The sequence below is a fragment of the Halomonas sabkhae genome (genome assembly GCF_030409265.1).
In the GTDB taxonomy this organism is placed as follows: domain Bacteria; phylum Pseudomonadota; class Gammaproteobacteria; order Pseudomonadales; family Halomonadaceae; genus Halomonas; species Halomonas halmophila.
Window position 1 is genome coordinate 1 of sequence record NZ_JAUFPM010000017.1, and the last position, 22,559, is coordinate 22,559.

At 62.5% G+C, this 22,559-nt stretch carries 17 protein-coding genes; 15 read left to right on the plus strand and 2 right to left on the minus strand.

All coding sequences use genetic code 11. The features are described 5' to 3' along the window. Positions 1-184 precede the first annotated feature (184 nt). Positions 185-2,134: a transglycosylase SLT domain-containing protein gene (locus QWY79_RS10860; protein ID WP_290272617.1), complete on the minus strand. Its 1,950-nt coding sequence runs from the start codon at positions 2,132-2,134 to the stop codon at positions 185-187. A 403-nt stretch (positions 2,135-2,537) separates the two neighbouring features. Here QWY79_RS10860 and QWY79_RS10865 point away from each other — a divergent pair, with 403 nt between their 5' ends. From QWY79_RS10865 to sixA, 6 genes are all read left to right on the plus strand, one after another. Next, the gene (locus tag QWY79_RS10865; protein WP_290272619.1) at positions 2,538-2,885 is read left to right on the plus strand and encodes a YkvA family protein; all 348 of its coding nucleotides are present in this window, start codon (positions 2,538-2,540) and stop codon (positions 2,883-2,885) included. 109 nt (positions 2,886-2,994) lie between these two features. After that, positions 2,995-4,899: a molecular chaperone HtpG gene (gene htpG, locus QWY79_RS10870; protein ID WP_290272621.1), complete on the plus strand. Its 1,905-nt coding sequence runs from the start codon at positions 2,995-2,997 to the stop codon at positions 4,897-4,899. A 207-nt stretch (positions 4,900-5,106) separates the two neighbouring features. Further along, positions 5,107-6,678, plus strand: coding sequence for a Re/Si-specific NAD(P)(+) transhydrogenase subunit alpha (locus tag QWY79_RS10875; protein ID WP_290272623.1), 1,572 nt, complete (start codon positions 5,107-5,109; stop codon positions 6,676-6,678). A 16-nt stretch (positions 6,679-6,694) separates the two neighbouring features. Then, positions 6,695-8,128, plus strand: a complete 1,434-nt coding sequence (locus QWY79_RS10880; RefSeq protein ID WP_290272625.1) for an NAD(P)(+) transhydrogenase (Re/Si-specific) subunit beta — start codon at positions 6,695-6,697, stop codon at positions 8,126-8,128. Between the two features lie 104 nt (positions 8,129-8,232). Further along, positions 8,233-9,300 (plus strand): NAD(P)H-dependent glycerol-3-phosphate dehydrogenase, encoded by a 1,068-nt coding sequence (locus QWY79_RS10885; RefSeq protein ID WP_290272626.1) that lies wholly within the window; start codon positions 8,233-8,235, stop codon positions 9,298-9,300. Then, the gene (sixA, locus tag QWY79_RS10890; protein WP_290272628.1) at positions 9,293-9,778 is read left to right on the plus strand and encodes a phosphohistidine phosphatase SixA; all 486 of its coding nucleotides are present in this window, start codon (positions 9,293-9,295) and stop codon (positions 9,776-9,778) included. The genes QWY79_RS10885 and sixA overlap by 8 nt, the downstream gene beginning before the upstream one ends. 169 nt (positions 9,779-9,947) lie before the next feature. Here the strand turns inward: sixA and QWY79_RS10895 are convergent, their stop codons facing one another. Next, positions 9,948-10,907 carry an AEC family transporter gene (locus tag QWY79_RS10895; RefSeq protein WP_290272630.1) on the minus strand — a complete coding sequence of 320 codons (960 nt, stop codon included), beginning with the start codon at positions 10,905-10,907 and terminating at the stop codon, positions 9,948-9,950. 318 nt (positions 10,908-11,225) lie between these two features. Between QWY79_RS10895 and QWY79_RS10900 the strand changes: the two genes are divergently transcribed. The 9 genes from QWY79_RS10900 (at position 11,226) to QWY79_RS10940 (ending at position 22,523) form a co-directional block, all read left to right on the plus strand. Next, a complete protein-coding gene (locus tag QWY79_RS10900; RefSeq protein ID WP_290272632.1) occupies positions 11,226-12,188 on the plus strand; it encodes a 2-hydroxyacid dehydrogenase in 963 nt (320 codons plus the stop codon). A gap of 226 nt (positions 12,189-12,414) precedes the next feature. Then, a complete protein-coding gene (gene kdgD, locus QWY79_RS10905; protein ID WP_290272633.1) occupies positions 12,415-13,332 on the plus strand; it encodes a 5-dehydro-4-deoxyglucarate dehydratase in 918 nt (305 codons plus the stop codon). A 53-nt stretch (positions 13,333-13,385) separates the two neighbouring features. After that, positions 13,386-14,429 carry a type 2 periplasmic-binding domain-containing protein gene (locus tag QWY79_RS10910; RefSeq protein ID WP_290272635.1) on the plus strand — a complete coding sequence of 348 codons (1,044 nt, stop codon included), beginning with the start codon at positions 13,386-13,388 and terminating at the stop codon, positions 14,427-14,429. A 90-nt stretch (positions 14,430-14,519) separates the two neighbouring features. Beyond that, positions 14,520-14,963: a tripartite tricarboxylate transporter TctB family protein gene (locus QWY79_RS10915; protein ID WP_290272636.1), complete on the plus strand. Its 444-nt coding sequence runs from the start codon at positions 14,520-14,522 to the stop codon at positions 14,961-14,963. 14 nt (positions 14,964-14,977) lie between these two features. Beyond that, positions 14,978-16,489 carry a tripartite tricarboxylate transporter permease gene (locus tag QWY79_RS10920; protein WP_290272637.1) on the plus strand — a complete coding sequence of 504 codons (1,512 nt, stop codon included), beginning with the start codon at positions 14,978-14,980 and terminating at the stop codon, positions 16,487-16,489. Between the two features lie 28 nt (positions 16,490-16,517). Further along, positions 16,518-18,086: a galactarate dehydratase gene (gene garD / locus QWY79_RS10925; protein WP_290272638.1), complete on the plus strand. Its 1,569-nt coding sequence runs from the start codon at positions 16,518-16,520 to the stop codon at positions 18,084-18,086. A 34-nt stretch (positions 18,087-18,120) separates the two neighbouring features. Beyond that, a complete protein-coding gene (locus QWY79_RS10930) occupies positions 18,121-19,446 on the plus strand; it encodes an enolase C-terminal domain-like protein (protein WP_290272640.1) in 1,326 nt (441 codons plus the stop codon). Positions 19,447-19,546: 100 nt separating this feature from the next. After that, positions 19,547-21,124 (plus strand): aldehyde dehydrogenase (NADP(+)), encoded by a 1,578-nt coding sequence (locus QWY79_RS10935; protein WP_290272642.1) that lies wholly within the window; start codon positions 19,547-19,549, stop codon positions 21,122-21,124. Between the two features lie 172 nt (positions 21,125-21,296). Further along, the gene (locus tag QWY79_RS10940; RefSeq protein WP_290272644.1) at positions 21,297-22,523 is read left to right on the plus strand and encodes an alpha-hydroxy acid oxidase; all 1,227 of its coding nucleotides are present in this window, start codon (positions 21,297-21,299) and stop codon (positions 22,521-22,523) included. Positions 22,524-22,559 lie beyond the last annotated feature (36 nt).

Here is a 22,559-nt window from a genome sequence, read left to right on the forward strand (position 1 = left end):
AGAATCATGACACCTCACCTCGTAGTGTAAAGGGAGGTGTCTACAAAATCGGGGGCATAGCACCGCCAGTCCGTACACTTCGGGGGGAGCTTTCTTCCTTCTTCAAGCGGCGATAGCCGCGTTCTTCCCTCTTCAAGTTCATGACTTCAGGTTTCTGGTGTCGCCGGAGACGGCAACTCCGGGGTCAGTTCCTCGCCTGCAGGGTGCCGTCGTAGCGTCCCTGGCGTTCCGCCGGGGTGAGCAGGGCCACGCCTCGCGTATCTCCGCCGTTGGCCAGGCTTTCGAAGATCACCCGGTAGGTCATCACCGCCTGCACATAGGCGCGCGTTTCATGGAAGGGGATGCTTTCGACGAAGAGGTCGAATTCCTGTGACGGGTTGTCGCGCAGCCAACGGTCCACCCGGTGCGGGCCGGCGTTGTAGGCGGCGGCGGCGGCCAGGCGGTTGCCGCTGTAACGCTGGATCATGTCGCGGATGTAGGTGCTGCCCAGGCGGATATTGGTCGCCGGGTCGAGCACTCCGTAGGGTCCGGGGTCGGCCAGGCCCAGCTGACGACTGACGTTGGCAGCGGTCCCCGGCATCAGCTGCATGAGCCCTCGCGCGCCGGCGGATGACAGGGCGTCGGGGTTGTAGGCACTCTCGCGACGCGCAATGCCCATCAGCATATAGGGGTCGACGCCGGTCTGCTGCCCCCAGCGCATGAACTGGTCGCGATAGGCCTCCGGGAAGCGCCACGGCAGAGCATCCCAGAGTTCGGCGGCGATGGTGGTCTGCACCAGGCGCGCATACCAGCCCCGGCGCTGGGCATAGTCGGCCATGGCCCGGGCTTCGCTCTCGCTGGCACGGGTGGCGGCGGTGTACCACTCGCTGGCGGCCAGGCCGGGTTCATCGATACGCAGCAGGGCTTCGGTGCGTTCCACGACTGCTGAGTGGCTCACGCGGTCCCGTACGGCCGGATCGACCTGGGTCGAGGCCATGCTCAATGCATAGGGTTGACCGAGGCGGTCGGCAGCCGCGAAGCCATAGAAGTCGCGCTCGGTGGCGGCGTGCTGATAGGCGGCCTGCGAGGCACTGCCATTGCCCACCTGGGCATGGGCGCGCCCCAGCCAGTACTGCCAGCGTGCCTTGTCACGCTGCTCGGCCTCCATGCCTTCGATCCAGCCGATGACGCCCTGCCAGTCGCGGTCGCCGAGTGCCACACGAGTGCGCAGTTCCAGAAGCTCGGCATCGGCCAGGCGCGGCATGATGTCATCGACCCAGCCACGGTTCTGCCGGATATCGCGTACCAGCGAGTAGAACACCAGGTCGTGCTCGATGGCGCGGCGGTGCTGTGAGGCGATGGACAGATGCGGCGAGATCTTGCGCCAGGCTTCCAGCGCGGCTTCGGTATCGGCCCGGGTGAAGCCGTGCATGGCGGCGGCGTAGAGGGCGCCGCTACCGCGGCAGTCCGGTCCGATGCAGGTGGGCACACGGGTAATGGCGGAGTAGTCGGATTGCAGCCGCTCCATGATGGCCTGGCCCTTGTTCCAGGCGGGGCCGAGCTGGCGGCCGAGGTAGCTCACCATGCCGCTCTCGCCGTTTTGCCAGGCCAGCATCATGCGTTCCCAGGTTTCCGGCGGGCCGATGTCGCCGCGTGTACGCAGGGTATTGAAGAGCGGGTTGCAGGCTTCCGGCTGAGAGCGTCCCACCTTCCACAGTTCGCGGCCGCCCCTGGCGGCTTCGGCGGGCTGGGTGCTCAGCAGGGCAGCGTAGTAATGGCACTGGCGTTCGGTACTCTCGGGCACCCCCTGGGCGACTGCCCGCAGTCGATCATAGCGGCCCGCCTCGCCATAGGCCGAAATGGCCTGACCGCGCATCCAGTCGGCCAGCGGTGAGTCCCGGTGGGCGTCGATGTATTGCAGCACGCGCTCCGGCGCGGCCCGAGGCAGGCTGGCCTTGAGTCGGTGGTACTCGACATAGCCGGCCAGCACATGCTGGTCGACGGCTGCCTGGTCAATGGCCTGCCACTGTTGATCCCGTGCCGCTTCCAGGGCGTCATGCATCGCCCGGTCACTGGCCTGGACGGTGATCGGCAGCCACAGCAGGGCGGCCGCGAGCAGGGACTTCCAGGAAACAAGGGGGGAAGAGCGAAGCATCAGAGGTTCTCGCTGTTTCGTCGGCCTTTAGGAAACGCTGAATAAATAGCCGAGCATAGTGAAGGCTAGGCCCGCTCCCGGCGGGCCATCGCATTTCCCACGTCCTTGTGGGTCACGCAAGGCGCACGGAGCACAGAAAGTGAGACATAACAGATCGTTAGGCGAGCTTTCGCGCACCGCGCAACGCAGCGATTTGCATGCACAGGCATTTAAGCAGTGTTTCCCTTACGCAGTGTTTCCCTGGCCGATCATGGGTGAGTCACGCCAGTGATCTTGCCAACAAGGCGCGCGCTCGACAATGTGGTCGACAAGACGAGGTCATGCCATCGAGAGTATCCTAGCGCCTGGTGGAGAGCCTGGATAGGCAATCCGGCGGCGTTGCGGCATTTTTTCAGGAGGGGTGATGGCTGGATTCAAGGGGTTGGCGTTGTTTCAGCGCCTCAAACAGCGTTCTCGTGTGCTGGGACGCATGCGGCGAGCCCTGAGCCTGTTCGTGCCGATGCTGGCCGACGTGCTGCGCGGTCGCTACCGTCCGGTGCCCTGGTCGGCGATCGGCTGGATGCTGGCGGCGCTGGCCTATCTGGTCTCGCCGCTGGATCTGATTCCGGATTTCCTGATGCTGATCGGCGTGGTCGATGACGTGGTGGTGGTCGGCTGGTTGCTGACCCGCGTGGATCGTGCCCTGGAAGCCTATCGGCGCTGGAAGCATGGCGAGGATGAGGCCCGGCTGCTGGATGAAGACGCCGACTGAAGGCAGTGTGACGCTTGAAAAACACACGGCGGTCCCCATATCGACGACATAACGCCATTGGTGGTTGCCGCCACCGTCACTGACACGTCGAGAAAGGGGTCCGAAATCGATGACCACTGCCACCCACGAGGAAACCCTGGGTTTCCAGACCGAAGTCAAGCAACTGCTTCACCTGATGATCAATTCCCTGTATTCGAACAGGGAAATCTTCCTGCGCGAGCTGGTTTCCAACGCGGCCGATGCCTGCGACAAACTGCGTTACGAAGCACTGGACAATGATGCCATCTTCGAGGGCGACAGCGAGCTGCGCATCGAGATCGAGCATGATCAACAGGCCGGCACCATCACGCTGCGTGACAACGGCATCGGCATGAATCGTGACGAGGTCATCGAGAACCTCGGCACCATCGCCCGCAGTGGCACGTCCGAGTTCCTCAAGCAGCTCTCGGGTGAACAGCAGAAGGATGCCAAGCTGATCGGTCAGTTCGGTGTTGGTTTCTACTCCGGCTTCATCGTCGCCGATGACGTCACGGTGCGCACCCGCAAGGCGGGGACGGACCACAGTGAAGGCGTCGAATGGCGTTCACAGGGCGAGGGCGAGTTCAGCGTCGCGGACATCGAGCTCGAGCGCCACGGCACCGAGATCATCCTGCACCTCAAGGAAGACGCCAAGGATTTCGCCGACGACTTCCGTATCCAGAACCTGGTGCGCAAGTATTCCGATCACATCGATGTGCCGGTGCGCATGCCGAAGACCGAGAATGCCCGCGATGACGAAGGCAACGAGATCGAGGGCAGCGAGGTCACGACCTGGGAAACCGTCAACGAGGCCACCGCGCTCTGGGTGCGTCCCAAGACGGACATCGAGGACGAGGAGTACAAGGCGTTCTACAAGCATGTCGCCCATGACTTCTCCGACCCGCTGACCTGGAGTCACAACAAGGTCGAGGGCAAGCTCGAGTACACCAGCCTGCTCTATGTGCCGGGACGTGCGCCCTTCGACCTCTACGAGCGTGACGGCGCGCGTGGCGTCAAGCTCTACGTGCAGCGCGTCTTCATCATGGATGACGCCGAGCAGTTCCTGCCGCTCTATCTGCGCTTCATCAAGGGCGTGCTGGATACCCGCGACCTGTCGCTCAACGTCTCCCGTGAACTGCTGCAGCAGGACCCGCAGGTCGACAAGATCAAGTCGGCCCTGACCAAGCGTTCCCTGGACATGCTCAAGAAGTTGGCCAAGGACGACGAGGCCTACCAGACCTTCTGGAACACCTTCGGCAGCGTGCTCAAGGAAGGGCCGGCCGAGGATCATGCCAATCGCGAGAAGATCGCCGGCCTGCTGCGCTTCTCCACCACCCATACCGACAGCGCCACCCAGGATCAGTCACTGGCCGACTATATCGGGCGCATGAAGGAAGGTCAGGAGAAGATCTACTACATCGTCGCCGACGGCTTCAATGCCACCAAGAATAGCCCGCATCTGGAGATCTTCCGCAAGAAGGGCGTCGAGGTGCTGCTGCTCCACGACCGTATCGACGAGTGGTTGATGAGCCACCTGACCGAGTTCGAAGGCAAGTCCTTCGTCGACGTGGCCAAGGGCGATCTCGACCTCGGGGAAGTCGAGGACGAGGACGAGAAGAAGGCCCAGGAAGAAACCGCCAAGGCCAAGGAAGACCTGGTCAAGCGGGTCCAGGACGCGCTGGGCGGTGATGTCCAGGAAGTCCGCGTGACGCATCGCCTGACCGATTCCCCGGCCTGCGTGGTGCTGCCCGAGCATGAGATGGGCTATCAGATGCGCCGCATCATGGAAGCCGCCGGTCAGCCCATGCCGGAGGTCAAGCCGATTCTCGAGCTCAATCCGGAGCACGCCCTGGTCGCGCGCCTGGAAGGGGCCGAGGGAGAGGGCTTCAATGACCTCTCGCGCATCCTGCTCGATCAGGCCGTGATTGCCGAGGGCGGTCACCTCGATGACCCGGCAGCTTACGTCAAGCGTCTCAATACGCTGTTGAGTGCTTGACGTCCACGTCAGCGCGAAATTTTCTGCGTCTTTCTCGACCCCGCTTCGGCGGGGTCGAGTCGTGTCGGGCCGGTGCTTTCGGACGCATCCGGATACGCCTTCGGCAATGGTCTCGACGGCATGCGCCTTGAGAAAGATTTCCAACTCAGGTATTGATAGCCGGCTCGAGTCGTGAATAACGATAAACCTGCAAGGGGGAGATCCAACGTGAAGATTGGTGCACCCAAGGAGTCCGCTGCAGGGGAAGCGCGTGTCGCGTTGACCCCCGAGAGCGCTCAGCATCTCCAGAAGCTTGGACACGAATGTTTGATAGAAACGGGCGCTGGCACGGCGGCAGGCTTTGATGATGCGGCCTACCGTGACGCTGGCGTGGAAGTCATCGAGGGCGCCGAAGCGCTCTGGCAGGCGGCGGATGTGGTCATCAAGGTCCGCGAACCTTCCGAGGCCGAGGCCGCTCGTCTGCGACAGGAACAGACGCTGATCTCGTTTTTCTGGCCGGCCCAGAACGAGGAGCTGCTGGAACGTTGCCGGGCCACCGGCGCCAATGTCATCGCCATGGACATGGTGCCGCGCATCTCGCGGGCCCAGAAGATGGATGCGTTGTCGTCCACGGCCAATATCGCCGGCTATCGCGCGGTGATCGAGGCGGGCAACCAGTTCGGGCGCTTCTTTACCGGCCAGGTGACCGCCGCGGGCAAGGTGCCGCCGGCCAAGGTGCTGGTGGTCGGTGCCGGCGTCGCGGGCCTGGCGGCCATCGGCACGGCGACGAGTCTCGGGGCCGTGGTGCGCGCCTTCGACGTGCGTCCCGAGGTCTCCGAGCAGATCGAGTCGATGGGGGCCGAGTTCCTGTTCCTCGATTTCGACAATGCCGAGGACGGCTCGGAAAGCGGGGGCTATGCCAAGCCTTCCAGCCCGGAGTTTCGCGAGAAACAGCTGGCGTTGTTCCGTGAACAGGCCGCGGATGTCGATATCGTCATCACCACGGCGCTGATTCCCGGCAAGCCGGCGCCGAAGCTGTGGCTGGAAGACATGGTCAAGTCCATGAAGCCGGGGTCGGTGATCGTCGACCTGGCCGCCGAGCGGGGCGGCAACTGCGACCTGACCGAGCCGGATCAGCGCATCGTGACGGATAACGGCGTGGTCATCGTCGGTTACACCGATTTCCCGTCGCGCATGGCCACCCAGGCCTCGCTGCTGTATGCCACCAACATCCGCCACATGATCACCGATCTCACGCCCGAGAAGGATGGTCAGCTGAATCACGACATGGAAGACGATGTCATTCGTGGCTCGACGGTGGCCTACCAGGGCGAGATCACCTTCCCGCCGCCGCCGCCCAAGGTTCAGGCGATCGGCGCGGCCAAGCCCAAGCCCAAGGAAAAGGAGCCCACGCCGGAAGAGAAGAAGGCGGCGGAACATGCCTCCTTTGTCAGCCAGACCAAGCGTCAGGTCGGCATGCTGGCCGTGGGCGGGGCGCTGATGCTGTTGCTGGGCCAGGTGGCACCGCCATCCTTCATGCAGCACTTCATCGTCTTCGTGCTGGCGTGCTTCGTCGGCTTCCAGGTGATCTGGGGCGTGAGCCACTCCCTGCACACACCGCTCATGGCGGTGACCAATGCCATTTCCGGCATCATCGTGCTGGGGGCGATACTGCAGATCGGCTCGGGTAGCATCCTGGTCGGGCTGCTGGCGGCGATATCGGTCCTGATTGCCACCATCAATATCGTGGGCGGCTTCCTGGTGACACGCCGGATGCTGGCCATGTTCCAGAAGTCATGAGCCGCGGAGAGACACCATGTTGAGTCAAGGATTCGTGTCCGCGGCGGCGATCGCGGCAAGTGTACTGTTCATCCTCTCGCTGGGGGGCTTGAGCAATCAGGAAAAGGCCAAGCGGGCGGTGTGGTACGGCATCGTCGGCATGGCCGTGGCGGTAGTGTTTACTGCCTTCGGACCGGGTATCGGCGGTTACTGGTGGATGGTGCCGATGATGATCATCGGCGCCGTGGCCGGTGTCTACCTGGCGAAGAAGGTCGACATGACCGAAATGCCGCAGCTGGTGGCGGCACTGCACAGCTTTGTCGGCCTGGCGGCGGTCTTCGTCGGCTTCAATGCCGACCTGGAGCGGCGCCGCGTGCTGGCCGCGGAAGGCGGCAGCGAGGGCTTTTCGGCCTTTGCCGCCCTGGTGGCGGAAAAGACGCCGGCGGAGCTGACCTTCCTGCAGATCGAGGTCGTGCTCGGCGTCTTCATCGGTGCGGTGACCTTTACCGGCTCGGTGATCGCCTTCGGCAAGCTGGCCGGCAAGGTGGATGGCAAGCCACGCCAGCTGCCGGGTGGTCATTGGCTGAATGCCGGTGCCGCCGCGCTGTCCCTGCTGCTGGCGGTGCTTTACCTCAATGGTGCCGGCTTCTGGACGCTGCTGGTGCTGGCGGCGCTGGCGCTGTTCATCGGCTATCACCTGATCATGGGCATCGGCGGTGCCGACATGCCGGTGGTGGTCTCCATGCTCAACAGCTATTCCGGCTGGGCGGCGGCGGCCATCGGCTTCACGCTCTCCAATGATCTGTTGATCGTCACCGGTGCTCTGGTGGGCTCCTCGGGGGCCATCCTGTCCTACATCATGTGCAAGGCGATGAACCGCAACTTCGTCAACGTGATCCTGGGTGGCTTCGGTGGTTCTCAAGGGCCGGCGGCCGAGATCGAGGGCGAGCAGGTCGCCATCGATGTCAATGGCGTCGCCAGTGCCCTGAACGATGCCGACCGTGTCGTCATCGTGCCGGGGTACGGCATGGCGGTGGCCCAGGCACAGAATGCCGTCAGTGAATTGACGCGCAAGCTGCGTAGTGCCGGCAAGGAAGTGCTGTTCGGCATTCACCCGGTCGCCGGTCGTCTGCCCGGTCACATGAACGTCCTGCTGGCCGAGGCCAAGGTGCCCTATGACATCGTCCTCGAGATGGACGAGATCAACGATGACTTTGCCGAGACCGATGTGGTGATCGTCATCGGCTCCAACGACATCGTCAATCCGGCCGCCCAGGAAGACCCCAACAGCCCCATTGCCGGCATGCCGGTGCTGCGGGTCTGGGAATCCAAGCAGGTCATTGTCTGCAAGCGCGGGCAGGGTACCGGCTACTCGGGCATCGAGAACCCGTTGTTCTTCAAGGAGAACACGCGCATGCTCTACGGCGATGCGCGGTCCAGCATCGATTCGCTGGTTCCCCTGGTGGAATGAGCCCCGGGCCGGCTGGGCCGGCCCGTTTCGTTGCTGTATCCAACGCCCCGACTCGGGGCGTTTTTGGTTACAATCCTGCCAACATTCTCTTGCACGGGGCGATCATGTCCGATGAGCACAACAGGGTAGCGGTGCTGGGCGGCGGCAGCTTCGGCACCGCCCTGGCCAGCATCGCAGCCGATAATGGCTTCGAGGTGCGACAGTGGCTGCGCGATGCCGAACTCGCCGCTCAGATCAACCGCGAGCATCGCAATGGCCGCTACCTGCCCGACTTCGCCATCAACCCCGCCGTGGTAGCCCACACTCAGCTCGCTGAGGCGTTGCAGGGGGCGGGGCTGGTGCTGGTGGCCATTCCCTCCAAGGGCTTTCGTGATGTGGTGCGTCAGGCGCGCCCCTGGCTCGAGCCCGAGTGCATCCTGGTCAGTACCACCAAGGGCATTCAGGAAGATGGCTTCAAGCTGATGAGCCGGATTCTCGAAGAGGAGACGGATGGCCAGCATATCGGCGTGCTCTCGGGGCCGAACCTGGCCTCGGAGGTCGCCCAGCATCAGTTGACGGCCTCGGTCATCGCCAGCCATGACCCCTTGACACGCACCCGCGTGCAGACCGCGCTGGGTTGTGACTACTTCCGTGTCTACGCCAGCAATGACCGCTACGGCGTGGAGCTCGGTGGTGCCCTGAAGAACATCTATGCCATTGCCGCCGGCATGGCCGCGGCGCTGGGCATGGGCGAAAACACCCGCAGCATGCTGATGACGCGTGCCCTGGCGGAGATGAGCCGCTTCGCGGTGGCGCAGGGCGCCAATCCGATGACCTTTCTCGGGCTCGCCGGGGTCGGCGATCTGATCGTGACCTGCTCCTCGAGCCTGTCGCGCAACTATCGGGTCGGTTTCGCGCTCGGCGAGGGGCGCAGCCTGGATGAGGCCGTGGAGGCGCTCGGCCAGGTGGCGGAAGGCGTCAACACCGTGCGCCTGGTGCGTGACATGGCGCATCAGGAAGGCGTCTACATGCCGTTGGCCGAGGGACTCTATCAGGTGCTCTTTCGGGATGTGCCGGCCCGTGACATGGCGCGCCTGCTGATGCAGGGTGAGCAGAGCAGCGATGTGGAATTCGTTCTGCCGCGCGAGAATGTGCAGCAGGATCACCGCGACTCGGGACACAATGATGGCTGAAACCCTGTTGATCATGCGCCACGGCGAAGCCGGGGCAGGGCGACCGGACAGCGAACGCGAGCTGACCGCGACGGGGCACCGTGAAGCCGCCCGCATGGCGGAGTGGCTGGCCGGGCGTCAGGACCTGGATCTCGCCCGCTTGCGGCTGCTGGTCAGCCCTTACCGGCGGGCACAGCAGACCGCCGGCCCTGTGGCAGAGGCCCTGGGCGTGGCGATCGAAACCCTGCCGCTGCTGACGCCGGACGATGCCCCCGACGCCGTGCTCGACTGGCTGCTCGAGGCCGATCCGAGTGGTCCCTGCCTGCTGGTCAGCCACATGCCGCTGGTCGGTGCCCTGACCGGCCTGCTGGTGGAAGGACGCAGCGAGCATGGCCTGGGCTTGCCGACCGCCGCCATCGCCGAACTCACGACCGAGGTGCCGGCAGCCGGCTGTGCACGCCTGGCAGGCCTCATCACGCCCGCTGATCTGACCGCCTGACCTGACGCGGCTCCCTCTCTCTAACCAGGCTTTGTCTGAAAAGTCGACGAGCGAAGGATAGACAAGGCAAAAATCAGCGAAAAAGCGGAGTTTACGAGAGTTGTAAATGAGCATGTTGAGCTGATTTTTAACGCCGTATAGCCGAGCGCAGTCAGTTTTCAGACAAAGCCTAGATCAGGCCGGCGATACGCAGCATGAACACACCCGCCGTCACCGTGATACTGGCCATCAGGGTGGTCAGGGCAATGATGTTGGCGGTGAGGGTTTCATCACCGCCCATGGCCTTGGCCATCACGAAAGCCGCGGCCGCCGTGGGACTGGCGAAGAACAGGAACATGACGCCCAGCTCGCGCCCTTCGAAGCCGACCCACCAGGCCATGGCGGTCGCCAGTATCGGGATGCCGACCATCTTCCACAGGCTGGCGCCCAGTGCGGCGACATAACTCCTCTTCAGCGCGCGCGTCGACAGCGTGGCCCCGATGCAGATCAGCGCCAGAGGCAGGGTCAGCGAGGCAAAGTAATCGCCGCTGGTGGCCAGCCACGTCGGCAGTTCGACCTCCAGAATCGCCAGTGGTGTGGCCCCCAGGACCGCCAGGATCAGGGGGTTCTTGCCAATGTGTCCGGCGATGCTGCGCCATTGGGCATGGCGCGATCCTCCGCCATGTGGCCGGTAGATGCTGAGTATCACGACGGACAGGATATTGTAGGTCAGGATGACCACGCCGAGCAGCAGCCCGCCCAGGGACACGCCGGCCTCGCCATACATGCCGTGGGCCAGCGCCAGGCCGACGATACCGCAATTGCCGCGAAAGGCACCCTGCACATAGACCCCGCGCTGATGCCTGGGCACCCGACAGGCCGCCCAGCCCCAACTGATCAGGAAGCTGGCCAGCGTCGCCAGTGCGAAGAACAGCAGCAGCCAGGGATCCAGGGTGCTGTCCAGATCCGTCCCGATCAGGCTCAGAAAGATCAGCGTCGGCAGGGTGCCATGAAAGACCAGCCGGGAGGCGGTGTTGACGAAAGCCCGGTCGATCCAGCCCAGCCGCTTCAGGCCAACGCCGATGAACACCATGGCAAAGACCGGCAGGGTGATGTCCAGTGTGGAGAGGAAAAGCTGCGTCAATGACATGCCGGGGTCCTGAAGGGGGCAAAGAAGAAGGCCAGAGGTGGCTATGGTGCCGGCGTCAAACGGCTTTTACCAGTCAACCCGGCACGGCCGGGTCCCTGCACGAGCGAGGGTGGCCGTACCGAGACCCGAGCACGTTGGTGGGCCTGGAGTGGCGCCGCATGGATAGAGCGATTGCATGCTACCCTGAGCATATTGTATGACATATGACAATAAGTGAGGCTCGTGACCTGCGCAGGAAGCCGAGGGCGTCTCGTGTTGTCGAGGACTCGCGCAGGGAAATGATGACCTGTTTTTCTATCCGTGATGTGAGGTGGCGTGGTGTCTAGCCAAAAACTGGTGGTGGTGCATGAGTTGTATCCGGAGCTCGTCGAGCAACTGGCCGAGCGGTTCGATCTGACGCACTTTACGCGCGTCACGACGCAAGAAGACATGACGGCTTTCAGGGCGGCGTTGAGTCAAGCCGATGCCTATGTCGGGTCCGGCATCAGGTTCACCGAGGAACTCCTGGAGGCGGCGCCCAGGCTGAAGGTGGTGGCCAGTGTCTCCGTCGGCGTCGACAGTTATCCCGTCGAGGCCATGCGCCAGCGCGGCATCGTGCTGACCAATACGCCGGATGTGCTGACCGAATCCACGGCGGATACGGGCTTCATGCTGATGATGATGGCGGCGCGTCGTGCCGGGGAAATGCGCGACATGGTCGAGAATCATGAGTGGAAGGCCTCACTGTCGCGCCGGCACTTCGGTGTCGACATTCACGGCAAGACGCTGGGAGTCGTCGGCATGGGGCGTATCGGCCAGGCGGTGGCCAGGCGGGGGCGTGATGGCTTCGGCATGTCGGTGAGCTATTACAATCGCTCGGCCAGGCCGGACGTGGAGTCCGCTCTGGGAGCCCGGCAGGTCGAACTCGAGCAGCTGTTCCGCGAGAGTGACTTCATCTGCGTCACCATCCCCTTGACCGCCGAGACCGAAGGACTGATCGGTCGCCATTACCTTGCCATGACCCGGCCCCGGGCCATCTTCGTCAACATCTCGCGCGGCAGGGTGGTGCGCGAGGACGAACTGGCCGCCTGCCTGCAGGATGGCAGCCTGTACTACGCCGGCCTCGATGTCTTCGAGCAAGAGCCATTGCCCGCTGACTCGCCCTTGATGGGCTTGTCCAATGTCATCTGCCTGCCGCACATCGGGTCTGCCACGTTTCAGACCCGCAATGCCATGTGCGACCTGGCCGTCGAAAACGTCAACCGGGTCCTGGCGGGCGAGCAGGCCGTCACGGCCGTCTGAGCCGTGACACCGGGATGGGCAACGGGAGTGGCGGTTCGCAGCGCTTCGTGGGTCGTCAGCGCCTGACGCTCTCGTTGCCAGCGGGCGGTCGTCATACTTTGGTCTAGATGCGACCTTCGGCGTATTGCCTGAGCCCGCCCGGCCATCTAACTTATTTGTATGATGTATGACATGAAGGTTGAGTCACAGCCTTCACCTTGTCCTGGACGAACAAGAGGGCGATCCGGTGATCTATAAGCACGAAGATGTCAAACAGGCGATCAGTGACGGACTGCTGTCCTTCCCCGTGACTGATTTCGATGAGCAGGGGCGTTTTGATGCCGAGAGCTATCGTCAGCGTCTGGAGTGGTTCATCAGCCATGAAATCTCGGCGGTGTTCGTCGCCGGCGGTACGGGCGAGTTCTTCAACCTGTCCCAGGAAGAGTTCCGGGAGATCGTCCGCCTGGCCGTCAGGACGGTCGATGGCAAGCTGCCGGTGATCGCCAGCGCCGGACTCAGTGTGGCGACGGGCAGCAACTTCGCCCGCATCGCCGAGGAAGAGGGGGCCGACGGCATCCTGCTGATGCCGCCGTATCTGACCGAATGCCCTCAGGATGGCCTGGTGGCTTACGCCCGTCAGATCTGTGACGCCACCGCGATCAGCGTGATTTACTACAACCGTGGTAATGGGGTGTTGAGCCCGGCCTCAGTCCAGCGCCTGGCGGAAGCCTGCCCGAACCTGGTGGGGCTCAAGGATGGCAAGGGCGACATGCAGGCCCTCAATCGGGTCATCAAGACCGTGGGCGACCGCCTGGCCTATGTCGGCGGTGTGCCGACGGCCGAAATCATCGCCGAGGCCTACCTGGCCATGGGCGTGAATACTTATTCCAGCGCCGTATTCAATTTTGTACCGGATATGGCCGTGACCTTCTACAAGGCACTGCGCGGTGGCGATACCGAGACAGTGCGTCGCATCTCGCGGGAGTTTTTCCTGCCCTTTGTCGATCTACGCGATAACAAGGCGGGATACGCCGTCAGTCTGATCAAGGCGGGCACCGACATCATTGGTCGCCCTTCCGGCAGCGTGCGCGCTCCGCTGGAAATGCCCAATGATGATGAGCGGGCAAAACTGGAAGCGTTGATCGAGAAAGCCAAGAGCTTCTGAGTCCGTACCTCACCGATACTCAACAAAGATAGTGAAGAGGTGAACGAATGAGCATGCCAAGCTTTACCAAGACCCTGGGAACCTCCGTTCTGGTGGCCGGGATGGCCTTCAGCAGTGCTGCCGCCATGGCTGCCGATGGTCCACTTCGTGGCAACGTTCGTGTCGTGATCGGCTCCACCTCCACGGGTGGTGATACCTATCAGAACTCCAGCATTGTCGTCGACGCGCTCGCCGAGAAGCTGGACCTGAACATGAAGGTGGATGCCGTTGGTGCCAGCTCGGCCTTCCGGTTCCTGGATCGTGATTCGCGCGGCAACACCCTGATGATCTTCCATGATCAGTCCTACCTGGGCTATCTGTATGGTGTCGAGGGATATGACAATATCTTCGACAAGTACACCATCGGGCCGACGGTTGCGATCAACCCGGGCAATGCCTATCTGGTGCCGAAGGACTCTCCCTATGAGAACCTGAACGAGATCATCGAAGCCGCCGGCAATGGTGAGGAAATTCGCGTGGCCATTCAGCCGGGCGGGGTTTCCGAGATCGGTTTCAGTGCCCTGAAGAACGCGGTGTCGATCGAGCACCCGGGCATGGAAGACAATATCGTCGCGGTGAACACGGGCTCTCAGGCTGACAAGAACCAGCAGTTGTTCGATGACCAGGCGGACCTGATCAACGGCACCGTGCAGGCCAACGAGCAGTACACGCGCCTGCCGGAAGACGACCAGAAAGCGATGCGCTTCGTCTGGTTGACCGCACGGAAAGGCACCATCGAACAGGCTCCTGAAGAAGGCCTTGGCAAGACGACCCGCGAGCAGCTCCTCGAGTATGTCGAGCCCAATGTGAATGTCACCATGGGTGATGAAAACTTCACCTTCGATAAGGAATTCTTCTTCCTTTACAACAAGGACATGGATCCGGCCATCGTCGATCAGATCGATGAAGCCCTGGCCGAAATCTATGAGGAAGGTGAGATTCAGGAGACTCAGAAGAACTCTTTCTTCATTCCCAACTTCAAGCCTTCGGATGAAGCGGAAGAGTACTTGAAGGACAAGATGTCCGTTTACGAGGACATCATCACCAACATCCAGTAAGCAACACGGCCGGCGGATACATCCGCCGGCCTGGTTCCTGGACGTCCATGCCTTTTAGATGCCCAAACGAATGCCTTTTCTGGAGGCACTATGGAATCGGGACTGACATCCCTGCTTGATGTCTCGATCAACTTCGAGACATCTCATTTGTTTTTTCCGCGTATCATTCACTGGGTGATCGCGGTCTTGTTTGTCATCATACTGGTGGTTCATACCATTCCGTTTCTTTTGGCTGTCAAGCGTGGTGAGAAAACGTTACCCATCCTGGGTGAGACCATGGACAAGTTTCGTTTCTTTGGTTCATTGGCGCTGATAGCCGTCTACTTTCACATGATGTCAGTTATCGGGAACATGTTTCCCTACACAGGGTACGGGTTCCTTTTTGTGTCAATCGTATTCGTTTTCCTGATGTCATTGATGTACATGCACACCAGGACGCGACGTAAAGTCATCACTGCTGCCATCAATGCCGTTGTGGCACCCAGTCTGGCCTGGTTCGTTCTGGCCAAGCTGTTCCAGATCACCCTGCCGTAGCGGAGTCTTTCGTCATGCTCGATATACTATCGGTACTGGATTTTACCTTCTTTCTGCTGGCAGGGATGGGAGCGCTCGTCGGCATCATCTTCGGTTCCATACCGGGGATGACCGCGACCATGGCGGTTGCCGTCTGCCTGCCTCTGACCTATGCGCTGGGCCTGCATCACGGGCTTGCATTGCTGCTCGGCCTCTATGTCGGCGGCATTTCGGGGGGCATGGTACCTGCCGTACTGCTCAATATTCCGGGCACACCGTCCTCGATCACGACCACCTTCGATGGTTACCCGATGGCCCAGAAGGGCGAGGGCGAACGCGCCCTGAGGGTCAGTGTCGTGGCCTCCGTGGTCGGAGGGCTGATCAGTGCCGCCATCCTCTTCCTGTTTGCGCCGCTGCTGGCCGAGTTTTCCATCAAGTTTTCCTATGTCGAGAAATTCCTGATCATTCTGCTCGCCCTGACAGTCATTGCTTCCATGTCGCGTAACATGCTGGTGGGTATCTTCAGTGGTGTGCTGGGCATCTGGCTGAGCCTGATCGGGACCTACAGCATCACGGATGGCGGGAATGGCAAGACGCGCCTGATGGTTGACTTTCTCGAGCCCTACCTTTTCGAGGGCTTTTCCCTGCTGCCGGTACTGATCGGCATCTTCGGTATTGCCACGATCCTGCTGGAAGCGGAAGAAGGCGTGAAAAGCGGCCTGGCCGGGCAGAAGATCAAGATGGGCACGGGCAGCGGCTTTTCCTTCTCGATTTTCAGGGGGCGCTTGACCAACCTGGTCCGCTCTTCCTTCATTGGCACCTTCGTCGGGATGTTGCCTGGTGTCGGCGGCAGTGCAGCCTCCGTACTGGCCTATACCCAGGAAAAAAACCTGTCGCGCGAGTCCAGTGAAATGGGCAAGGGGGCGCCTCAGGGACTGATCGCATCCGAGTCCGCCAACAATGCGCTCACCGGTGGTGCGCTGATTCCGCTGCTGTCCCTGGGCATTCCTGGGGATTCGACGACGGCCGTTCTTATCGGGGCATTTACCCTGCAGGGCATTCAGGTGGGGCCGCTGTTCATTCCGGAAAATACCGATACCTGGTACATCATGATGACAGCACTGGTGTTTGCCAACATCGTGATGTTCTTTTTGATGTTCTATGCCATCAAGCACATTGCCAAGGTGGTACTGGTACCCAAGTACATCCTGTATCCCATCATCGTCATGATGTGTGTGGTCGGGGCCTATGCGATCAATTACGGCATCATGTTCGATGTGTGGACGCTGCTGATATTCGGTGTGCTGGGCTATCTCATTCAGAAGGTAGGGCTCGAGGTGGCTCCCCTGATCATCGGCTTCATCCTGGGCAGTCAGGCGGAAGTCTACTTCGTCAAGAGCCTGGAGTCCTTTGGCAATTATTCGATCTTTTTCACCAAGAGTCCCATCGCTGTCGTGCTCTGGCTGATGATTGCCGCATCCGTCGCCTTCTCCATCTACATGGGTATCCAGAGTCGCAGGAAACAGCGTCAAGAAGCGTCCGCATGACGCTTTCGAAGTCTGTCGAGGATTGACTATGGCACAGCAAACCAAGCCGCCCAAGGTGATTCGTATCCATCCCGGCGATAACGTCGCGGTCGTGGTCGGGCAAGGCGGGCTCGCGGCGGGGGAACGCCTGGATGATGGACTGGTGCTGCAGGGCCATGTTCCCCAGGGCCACAAGGTGGCCCTGGAGGACATCGCTCAGGGTGGCAGGGTCATTCGCTATGGCGAAGTCATCGGCACGGCCATGGTGTCGATCCCCAGCGGGGGGCATGTCAGCGAGGATAACCTGCACATGCCGATCCCGCCCGGGCTCGATGATCTGCCGCTGGCGACACGACCGGCCCCCGCCACCGAGGCGCTGGAAGGGTATACCTTCGAGGGCTTTCGCAACACGGACGGCAGTGTCGGTACCAAGAATGTCCTGGGTATCACGACCAGTGTGCAGTGTGTATCCGGCGTCGTGGACCAGGTGGTGCAGCGCATCAAGAAGGAGCTGTTGCCCCGCTTCCCGAATGTCGAGGATGTGGTAGGACTGAACCACAGCTATGGTTGCGGCGTGGCCATCAATGCGCCGGCTGCCGTGGTGCCGATTCGCACGCTCAAGAACCTGGCCCGCAACCCCAACTTCGGCGATGAAGTGATGGTCATCGGCCTGGGCTGCGAGAAGCTTCAGCCTTCCACTCTTGTCGATGACCAGCCGGTCAAGATCTATCAGAACACCGAAGCGGCGGATCCGCAGGCCAATGTGCTGAGCCTGCAGGATGAGTCCTTCGAAAGCTTTGCCGATATGGTCGAAGGCATCATGGCCATGGCCGAGCGCCATCTCGAGCGGCTGAACCAGCGTCAGCGCGAGACCTGCCCGGTGTCGGATCTGGTGGTGGGCATGCAGTGCGGGGGCAGCGATGCCTTCTCCGGTCTGACGGCCAATCCTGCGGTGGGTTTCGCGACGGATCTCATCGTCCGTGCCGGTGGCAGCGTGATGTTTTCCGAAGTCACGGAAGTTCGCGATGCCATTCACCTGCTGACACCACGTGCCGTGGATGCCGAGGTCGGCCAGGCGCTGGTCGATCAAATGGCCTGGTATGACGATTACCTGTCCCTGGGCCAGGCCGATCGCAGTGCCAATACTTCGCCCGGCAACAAGAAGGGCGGGTTGAGCAACATCGTCGAGAAGGCCCTGGGGTCGGTGATCAAGTCGGGGAATTCGCCGATTGTCGATGTCATCGGGCCGGGTGAACGCCTGCGCAAGCGTGGCCTGACCTTCGCCGCCACGCCGGCCAGCGACTTTATCTGTGGCACTCTGCAGGCCGCCGCGGGCATGAACCTGCAAGTCTTCACCACCGGCCGCGGTACGCCCTACAACCTCCCCATGACACCCGTCATCAAGGTCTCCAGCAATTCCACCCTGGGGCGCCGCTGGCATGACCTGATCGACCTCGATGCCGGACGTATCGCCACTGGCGAGGCTTCCATCGAGGATATGGGCTGGGAATTGTTCCACCTGATTCTCGATGTGGCCAGTGGGCGTCAGCAGGCGGCGGCCGACAGGCTGGGGCTGTACAACGATCTGGTGCTCTTCAATCCAGCGCCGGTCACCTGAGGCGTTGTTGAATATTGTAACGAGGCAATATCCCATGTTTCCGAAAATTACCCAGATGAAAATCGTGCCGGTGGCCGGCGAGGATGGCTTCCTGCTCAACCTGAGCGGCGGCCATGCCCCCTGGTTCATTCGCTGCGTGCTGGTGCTGGAGGACGAATCCGGTAACCGCGGAGTCGGCGAGATTCCCTCCAGTGACGGCATCCTCAAGGGGCTGGAGCAATGTCGCGAGCTGGTCGAAGGCTCGAGGGTCAATGACGTCAAGCAGACCCTGAATCGTGTGCGTCTGCTGCTGGCCAGCAATGGTCGCGAAGAGCGCGGTCGCCAGACTTTCGACCTGCGGGTCGCGGTGCATGTCATCACGGCGATCGAGTCGGCCCTGTTCGACCTCTTCGGGCAGGCCATGGGTATGCCGGTAGCCGACCTGCTGGGTCAGTATGGCCGTCAGCGCGACGAAGTGGAGGCGCTCGGCTATCTGTTCCTGCTGGGCGATCCCGACAAGACGGACCTGCCGTACCCGCGTGCCACCGATCCCGTGGATGCCTGGGACGAGGTGCGTTATCGCGAAGCCATGACCCCCGATGCCGTCGCCGACCTGGCCAAGGCGGCCTATGAGCGTTACGGCTTCCGCGACTTCAAGCTCAAGGGCGGTGTGCTGCGTGGTGAAGACGAAGCCGACTGCATCCGTGCCCTGCATGAGGCCTTCCCCGATGCGCGCCTGACGCTGGACCCCAATGGCGCCTGGGGGCTCGACGAGGCGGTGCGTGTGCTCGATCCCGTCAAGCACCTGCTGAGCTATGCCGAGGACCCCTGTGGTCAGGAAGGCGGCTTCTCCGGTCGCGAGACCATGGCAGAGTTCAAGAAGCGTACCGGACTGCCCACCGCCACCAACATGATTGCCACCGATTACAAGCAGTTGCAGCTGGCCGTGCAGTTGAACTCGGTGGATATCCCGCTGGCGGATTGCCACTTCTGGACCATGCAGGGCGCCGTGGCCGTCGGCGAGCTGTGCAACGAATGGGGCATGACCTGGGGTTCGCACAGCAACAACCATTTCGACATTTCCCTGGCCATGATGACGCATGTGGCGGCGGCCTGCCCGGGCGAGATCACCGCCATCGACACCCACTGGATCTGGCAGGACGGCCAGCGCATCACCACCGATCCCTTCCTGATTCGTGACGGCAAGCTGCAGGTACCGAAGACGCCGGGACTGGGTGTCGAGCTGGATGATGCCCGACTCATGGAAGCGCACGAAAAATACAAGCGCCTCGACGTCACGCAGCGCGACGATGCCATGGCCATGCAGTATTTGATCAAGGGCTGGGAGTTCGATCCCAAACGCCCGGCGCTGGTGCGCTGACACCAGACCCCAGAGGCGGCGCGAAGCGATGCCGCCGACTGTTTCCGGGTGATACGGCGCGATGCGCGGTATCACCGCTTCCCTCGACAGGAGAGAGACGATGACACTCGAAGGCAAGCAACTGATTGGCGCCCAGGCCGTTGCGGCCGAAGGCGCACTGATTCATGCGGTGAACCCCTCCACCAACGAGCGTCTGGACCCGGGATACCCGGCGGGTAGCAAGGCCGAAGTCGAGCGTGCCTGTGATCTGGCCTGGACGGCCTTCGATCAGTATCGCGAAACGGGCCTGGAAGAGCGGGCCAGCTTTCTCGAGGCCATTGCCGATGAGATCGAAGCCATCGGCGAGCCGCTGATCGAGCGCGCCATGGCCGAATCCGGCCTGCCGCAGGCGCGTATCCAGGGCGAGCGTGGTCGTACCTGCGGTCAGCTGCGCCTGTTCGCCGGCGTGGTGCGGGCCGGCGAGTGGCTCGACGTGCGGATCGACCCGGCACTGCCGGAACGCCAGCCGATGCCGCGGGTCGACCTGCGGCAGCGTCATGTCGCCCTGGGGCCGGTGGCTGTCTTCGGTGCCTCCAACTTCCCGCTGGCCTTCTCCGTCGCCGGTGGTGACACGGCCTCCGCGCTGGCCGCGGGCTGCCCGGTCGTGGTCAAGGCCCACTCCGCGCATCCGGGGACGTCCGAGCTGGTTGGTCGGGCCATCCAGAGGGCGGTGCACAAGTGCAAGCTGCCGGAAGGCGTGTTCTCGCTGCTGTATGGTTCCGGCCGTGAAGTCGGCCAGGGCCTGGTGACCGACGCGCGTATCAAGGCGGTCGGCTTCACGGGCTCGCGCTCCGGCGGCACGGCGCTGGTACAGGCGGCGCAGTCGCGTCCCGAGCCGATTCCGGTCTATGCCGAGATGAGCTCGATCAACCCGGTCTTCCTGCTCCCGGCCGCGCTTCAGTCGCGTGCCGCCGAGCTGGGCGAGGCCTTTGTCGGCTCGCTGAACCTGGGCGCCGGTCAGTTCTGCACCAACCCCGGGCTGGTCATCGCCGAGAAGGGCGAAGGACTGGACAACTTCCTGGCCGCCGCCGGCGAGGCCGTGCAGGGTGCCGCGTCGCACACCATGCTGACGCCGGGCATTCACGACGCCTACAACAAGGGCGTCGATGCCCTGGTCAGCAATGACAAGGCGCGTGAAATCGCACGCGGGCCGGCAGGTGACGGTGACAACCAGTGCCAGGCCGGCCTGTTCGCGGCCTCCGCCGCTGACTTCCTGTCCGACGAATCGCTGCAGGCCGAGGTCTTTGGTGCCACCTCGCTGGTCATCGAGTGCGCCGACCAGGCCGAGGTCAAGCGGGTGGCCGAACACCTGGAAGGTCAGCTCACGGCGACCCTGCAGATGGACGATGCCGATGCCGAGGCCGCTCGCGCGCTGCTGCCGGTGCTCGAGCGTCGGGCGGGTCGCGTCATGGCCAACGGCTGGCCGACCGGCGTCGAGGTCTGCCACGCCATGGTGCACGGCGGTCCCTATCCGGCGACCTCGGACTCGCGCACCACCTCGGTGGGCAGTGCCGCCATCTATCGCTTCCTGCGTCCGGTCTGCTACCAGAACCTGCCCGAGGCCCTGCTGCCCGAGGCCCTCAAGGACAGCAACCCGGCCGGCGTCAGCCGCCTGGTGGATGGCAAGCGCGAAGCATAAAGCCAGATACCCAGCGGGATGATCGTCAAGCATTGGCGGCCTGCGGGCCGCCTTTTTTATGTGACCCGATGGCGTTGACTCGCCGGACCGAGAAGCCGGCTCCGGAAGGCTTTCAATGGTGCAAGCCGGCCTTCTCGGGAGGGTAGAGCAAGCTGATAACAGGAGATATGCCATGACCTCTGATGCGCCGGTAGCGAGCACGCCCCCGCACGCGCCGCCCAAAGTCCCCTGGTGGGTGGCACGGCGACTCTCGCGGATCCTGTGTCTCGATGACTTCGAGCCGGTGGCCAAGCGTCACCTGCCCGGGCCGCTCTTTGGTTATGTCGCGGGTGCTGTGGAAACCCAGGCGTCCTACCGCGACAACCGTGCGGTCTTTGACGAGCTTGGCTTTCAGCACAGGGTGTTGCGTGATGTCAGCCAACGCCAGTCCTCGATCTCGCTGTTGGGGAAGCGTTATTCAGCACCCTTCGGTATTGCGCCGATGGGCATATGCTCGCTGACCGGGTATCGAGGGGATCTGGCGCAGGCCCGGGCTGCCGCTCGGGCCGGCATCCCGATGATCCTCAGCGGCTCGTCCCTGATCCGCCTCGAGGAAGTCATGGCGCAAGCGCCGGATACCTGGTTCCAGGCCTACTTGCCCGCCGAGTCGTCGCAGATTGATGCCTTGATTGACCGGGTGGCTCGGGCCGGCGTCGAGACACTGGTCGTCACGGTGGATTCGGCAGTCGTTCCGAATCGCGAGAACAACCTGCGTAACGGTTTTCGTACGCCCCTGCGCCCGAGCCCACGACTGTTCTGGGATGGCTTGACGCATCCGCGCTGGAGCCTGGGAACCTTCTTGCGCACCTGGGTGCGCCATGGCATGCCGCACTTCGAAAACAATACCGCGGAGCGTGGTGCCGCCATTATATCCAGACACGTCCTGCGTGACTTTTCCGGGCGTGAGCATCTCGACTGGTCCGAGTTGCAGCGTATTCGCCAGCGCTGGCAAGGGCGCCTGGTCATCAAGGGACTGCTGAACCCGGAGGACGTTGCCACGGCACGAGCGGATGGTGCCGATGGGGTGATTCTTTCCAACCATGGTGGACGTCAGCTGGATGGTGCCGTATCGCCGATGCGTGCCCTGCCCGCAGCACTGGAGGTAGCGGGTGACATGTCGGTGATGATTGATAGTGGCTTCCGGCGTGGCACCGATGTGCTCAAGGCGTTGGCCCTGGGGGCGAGCTGTGCCTTCATCGGGCGACCCTTCAACTATGCGGCTGCCATTGGTGAAGAAGGTGGCGTGGACCACGCCATTCATTTATTGATGGACGAGATTCGCGCCGATATGGGCATGCTGGGGATCAACCGGCTGGAGGAGCTCGAATCGGATGCCCTGATCAACCTGGCTCGGTCATGAGGAGGCGTTCATAGCCTGGAACACGAGCCAGTGCAA

Bases quoted from the DNA above. Each gene is read 5' to 3' on its own strand.
- QWY79_RS10860 (WP_290272617.1), bottom strand. From the start codon at position 2,134: ATGCTTCGCTCTTCCCCCCTTGTTTCCTGGAAGTCCCTGCTCGCGGCC.
- QWY79_RS10865 (WP_290272619.1), top strand. From the start codon at position 2,538: ATGGCTGGATTCAAGGGGTTGGCGTTGTTTCAGCGCCTCAAACAGCGT.
- htpG (WP_290272621.1), top strand. From the start codon at position 2,995: ATGACCACTGCCACCCACGAGGAAACCCTGGGTTTCCAGACCGAAGTC.
- QWY79_RS10880 (WP_290272625.1), top strand. From the start codon at position 6,695: ATGTTGAGTCAAGGATTCGTGTCCGCGGCGGCGATCGCGGCAAGTGTA.
- QWY79_RS10885 (WP_290272626.1), top strand. From the start codon at position 8,233: ATGTCCGATGAGCACAACAGGGTAGCGGTGCTGGGCGGCGGCAGCTTC.
- sixA (WP_290272628.1), top strand. From the start codon at position 9,293: ATGGCTGAAACCCTGTTGATCATGCGCCACGGCGAAGCCGGGGCAGGG.
- QWY79_RS10895 (WP_290272630.1), bottom strand. From the start codon at position 10,907: ATGTCATTGACGCAGCTTTTCCTCTCCACACTGGACATCACCCTGCCG.
- QWY79_RS10910 (WP_290272635.1), top strand. From the start codon at position 13,386: ATGCCAAGCTTTACCAAGACCCTGGGAACCTCCGTTCTGGTGGCCGGG.
- QWY79_RS10915 (WP_290272636.1), top strand. From the start codon at position 14,520: ATGGAATCGGGACTGACATCCCTGCTTGATGTCTCGATCAACTTCGAG.
- QWY79_RS10920 (WP_290272637.1), top strand. From the start codon at position 14,978: ATGCTCGATATACTATCGGTACTGGATTTTACCTTCTTTCTGCTGGCA.
- garD (WP_290272638.1), top strand. From the start codon at position 16,518: ATGGCACAGCAAACCAAGCCGCCCAAGGTGATTCGTATCCATCCCGGC.
- QWY79_RS10930 (WP_290272640.1), top strand. From the start codon at position 18,121: ATGTTTCCGAAAATTACCCAGATGAAAATCGTGCCGGTGGCCGGCGAG.
- QWY79_RS10935 (WP_290272642.1), top strand. From the start codon at position 19,547: ATGACACTCGAAGGCAAGCAACTGATTGGCGCCCAGGCCGTTGCGGCC.
- QWY79_RS10940 (WP_290272644.1), top strand. From the start codon at position 21,297: ATGACCTCTGATGCGCCGGTAGCGAGCACGCCCCCGCACGCGCCGCCC.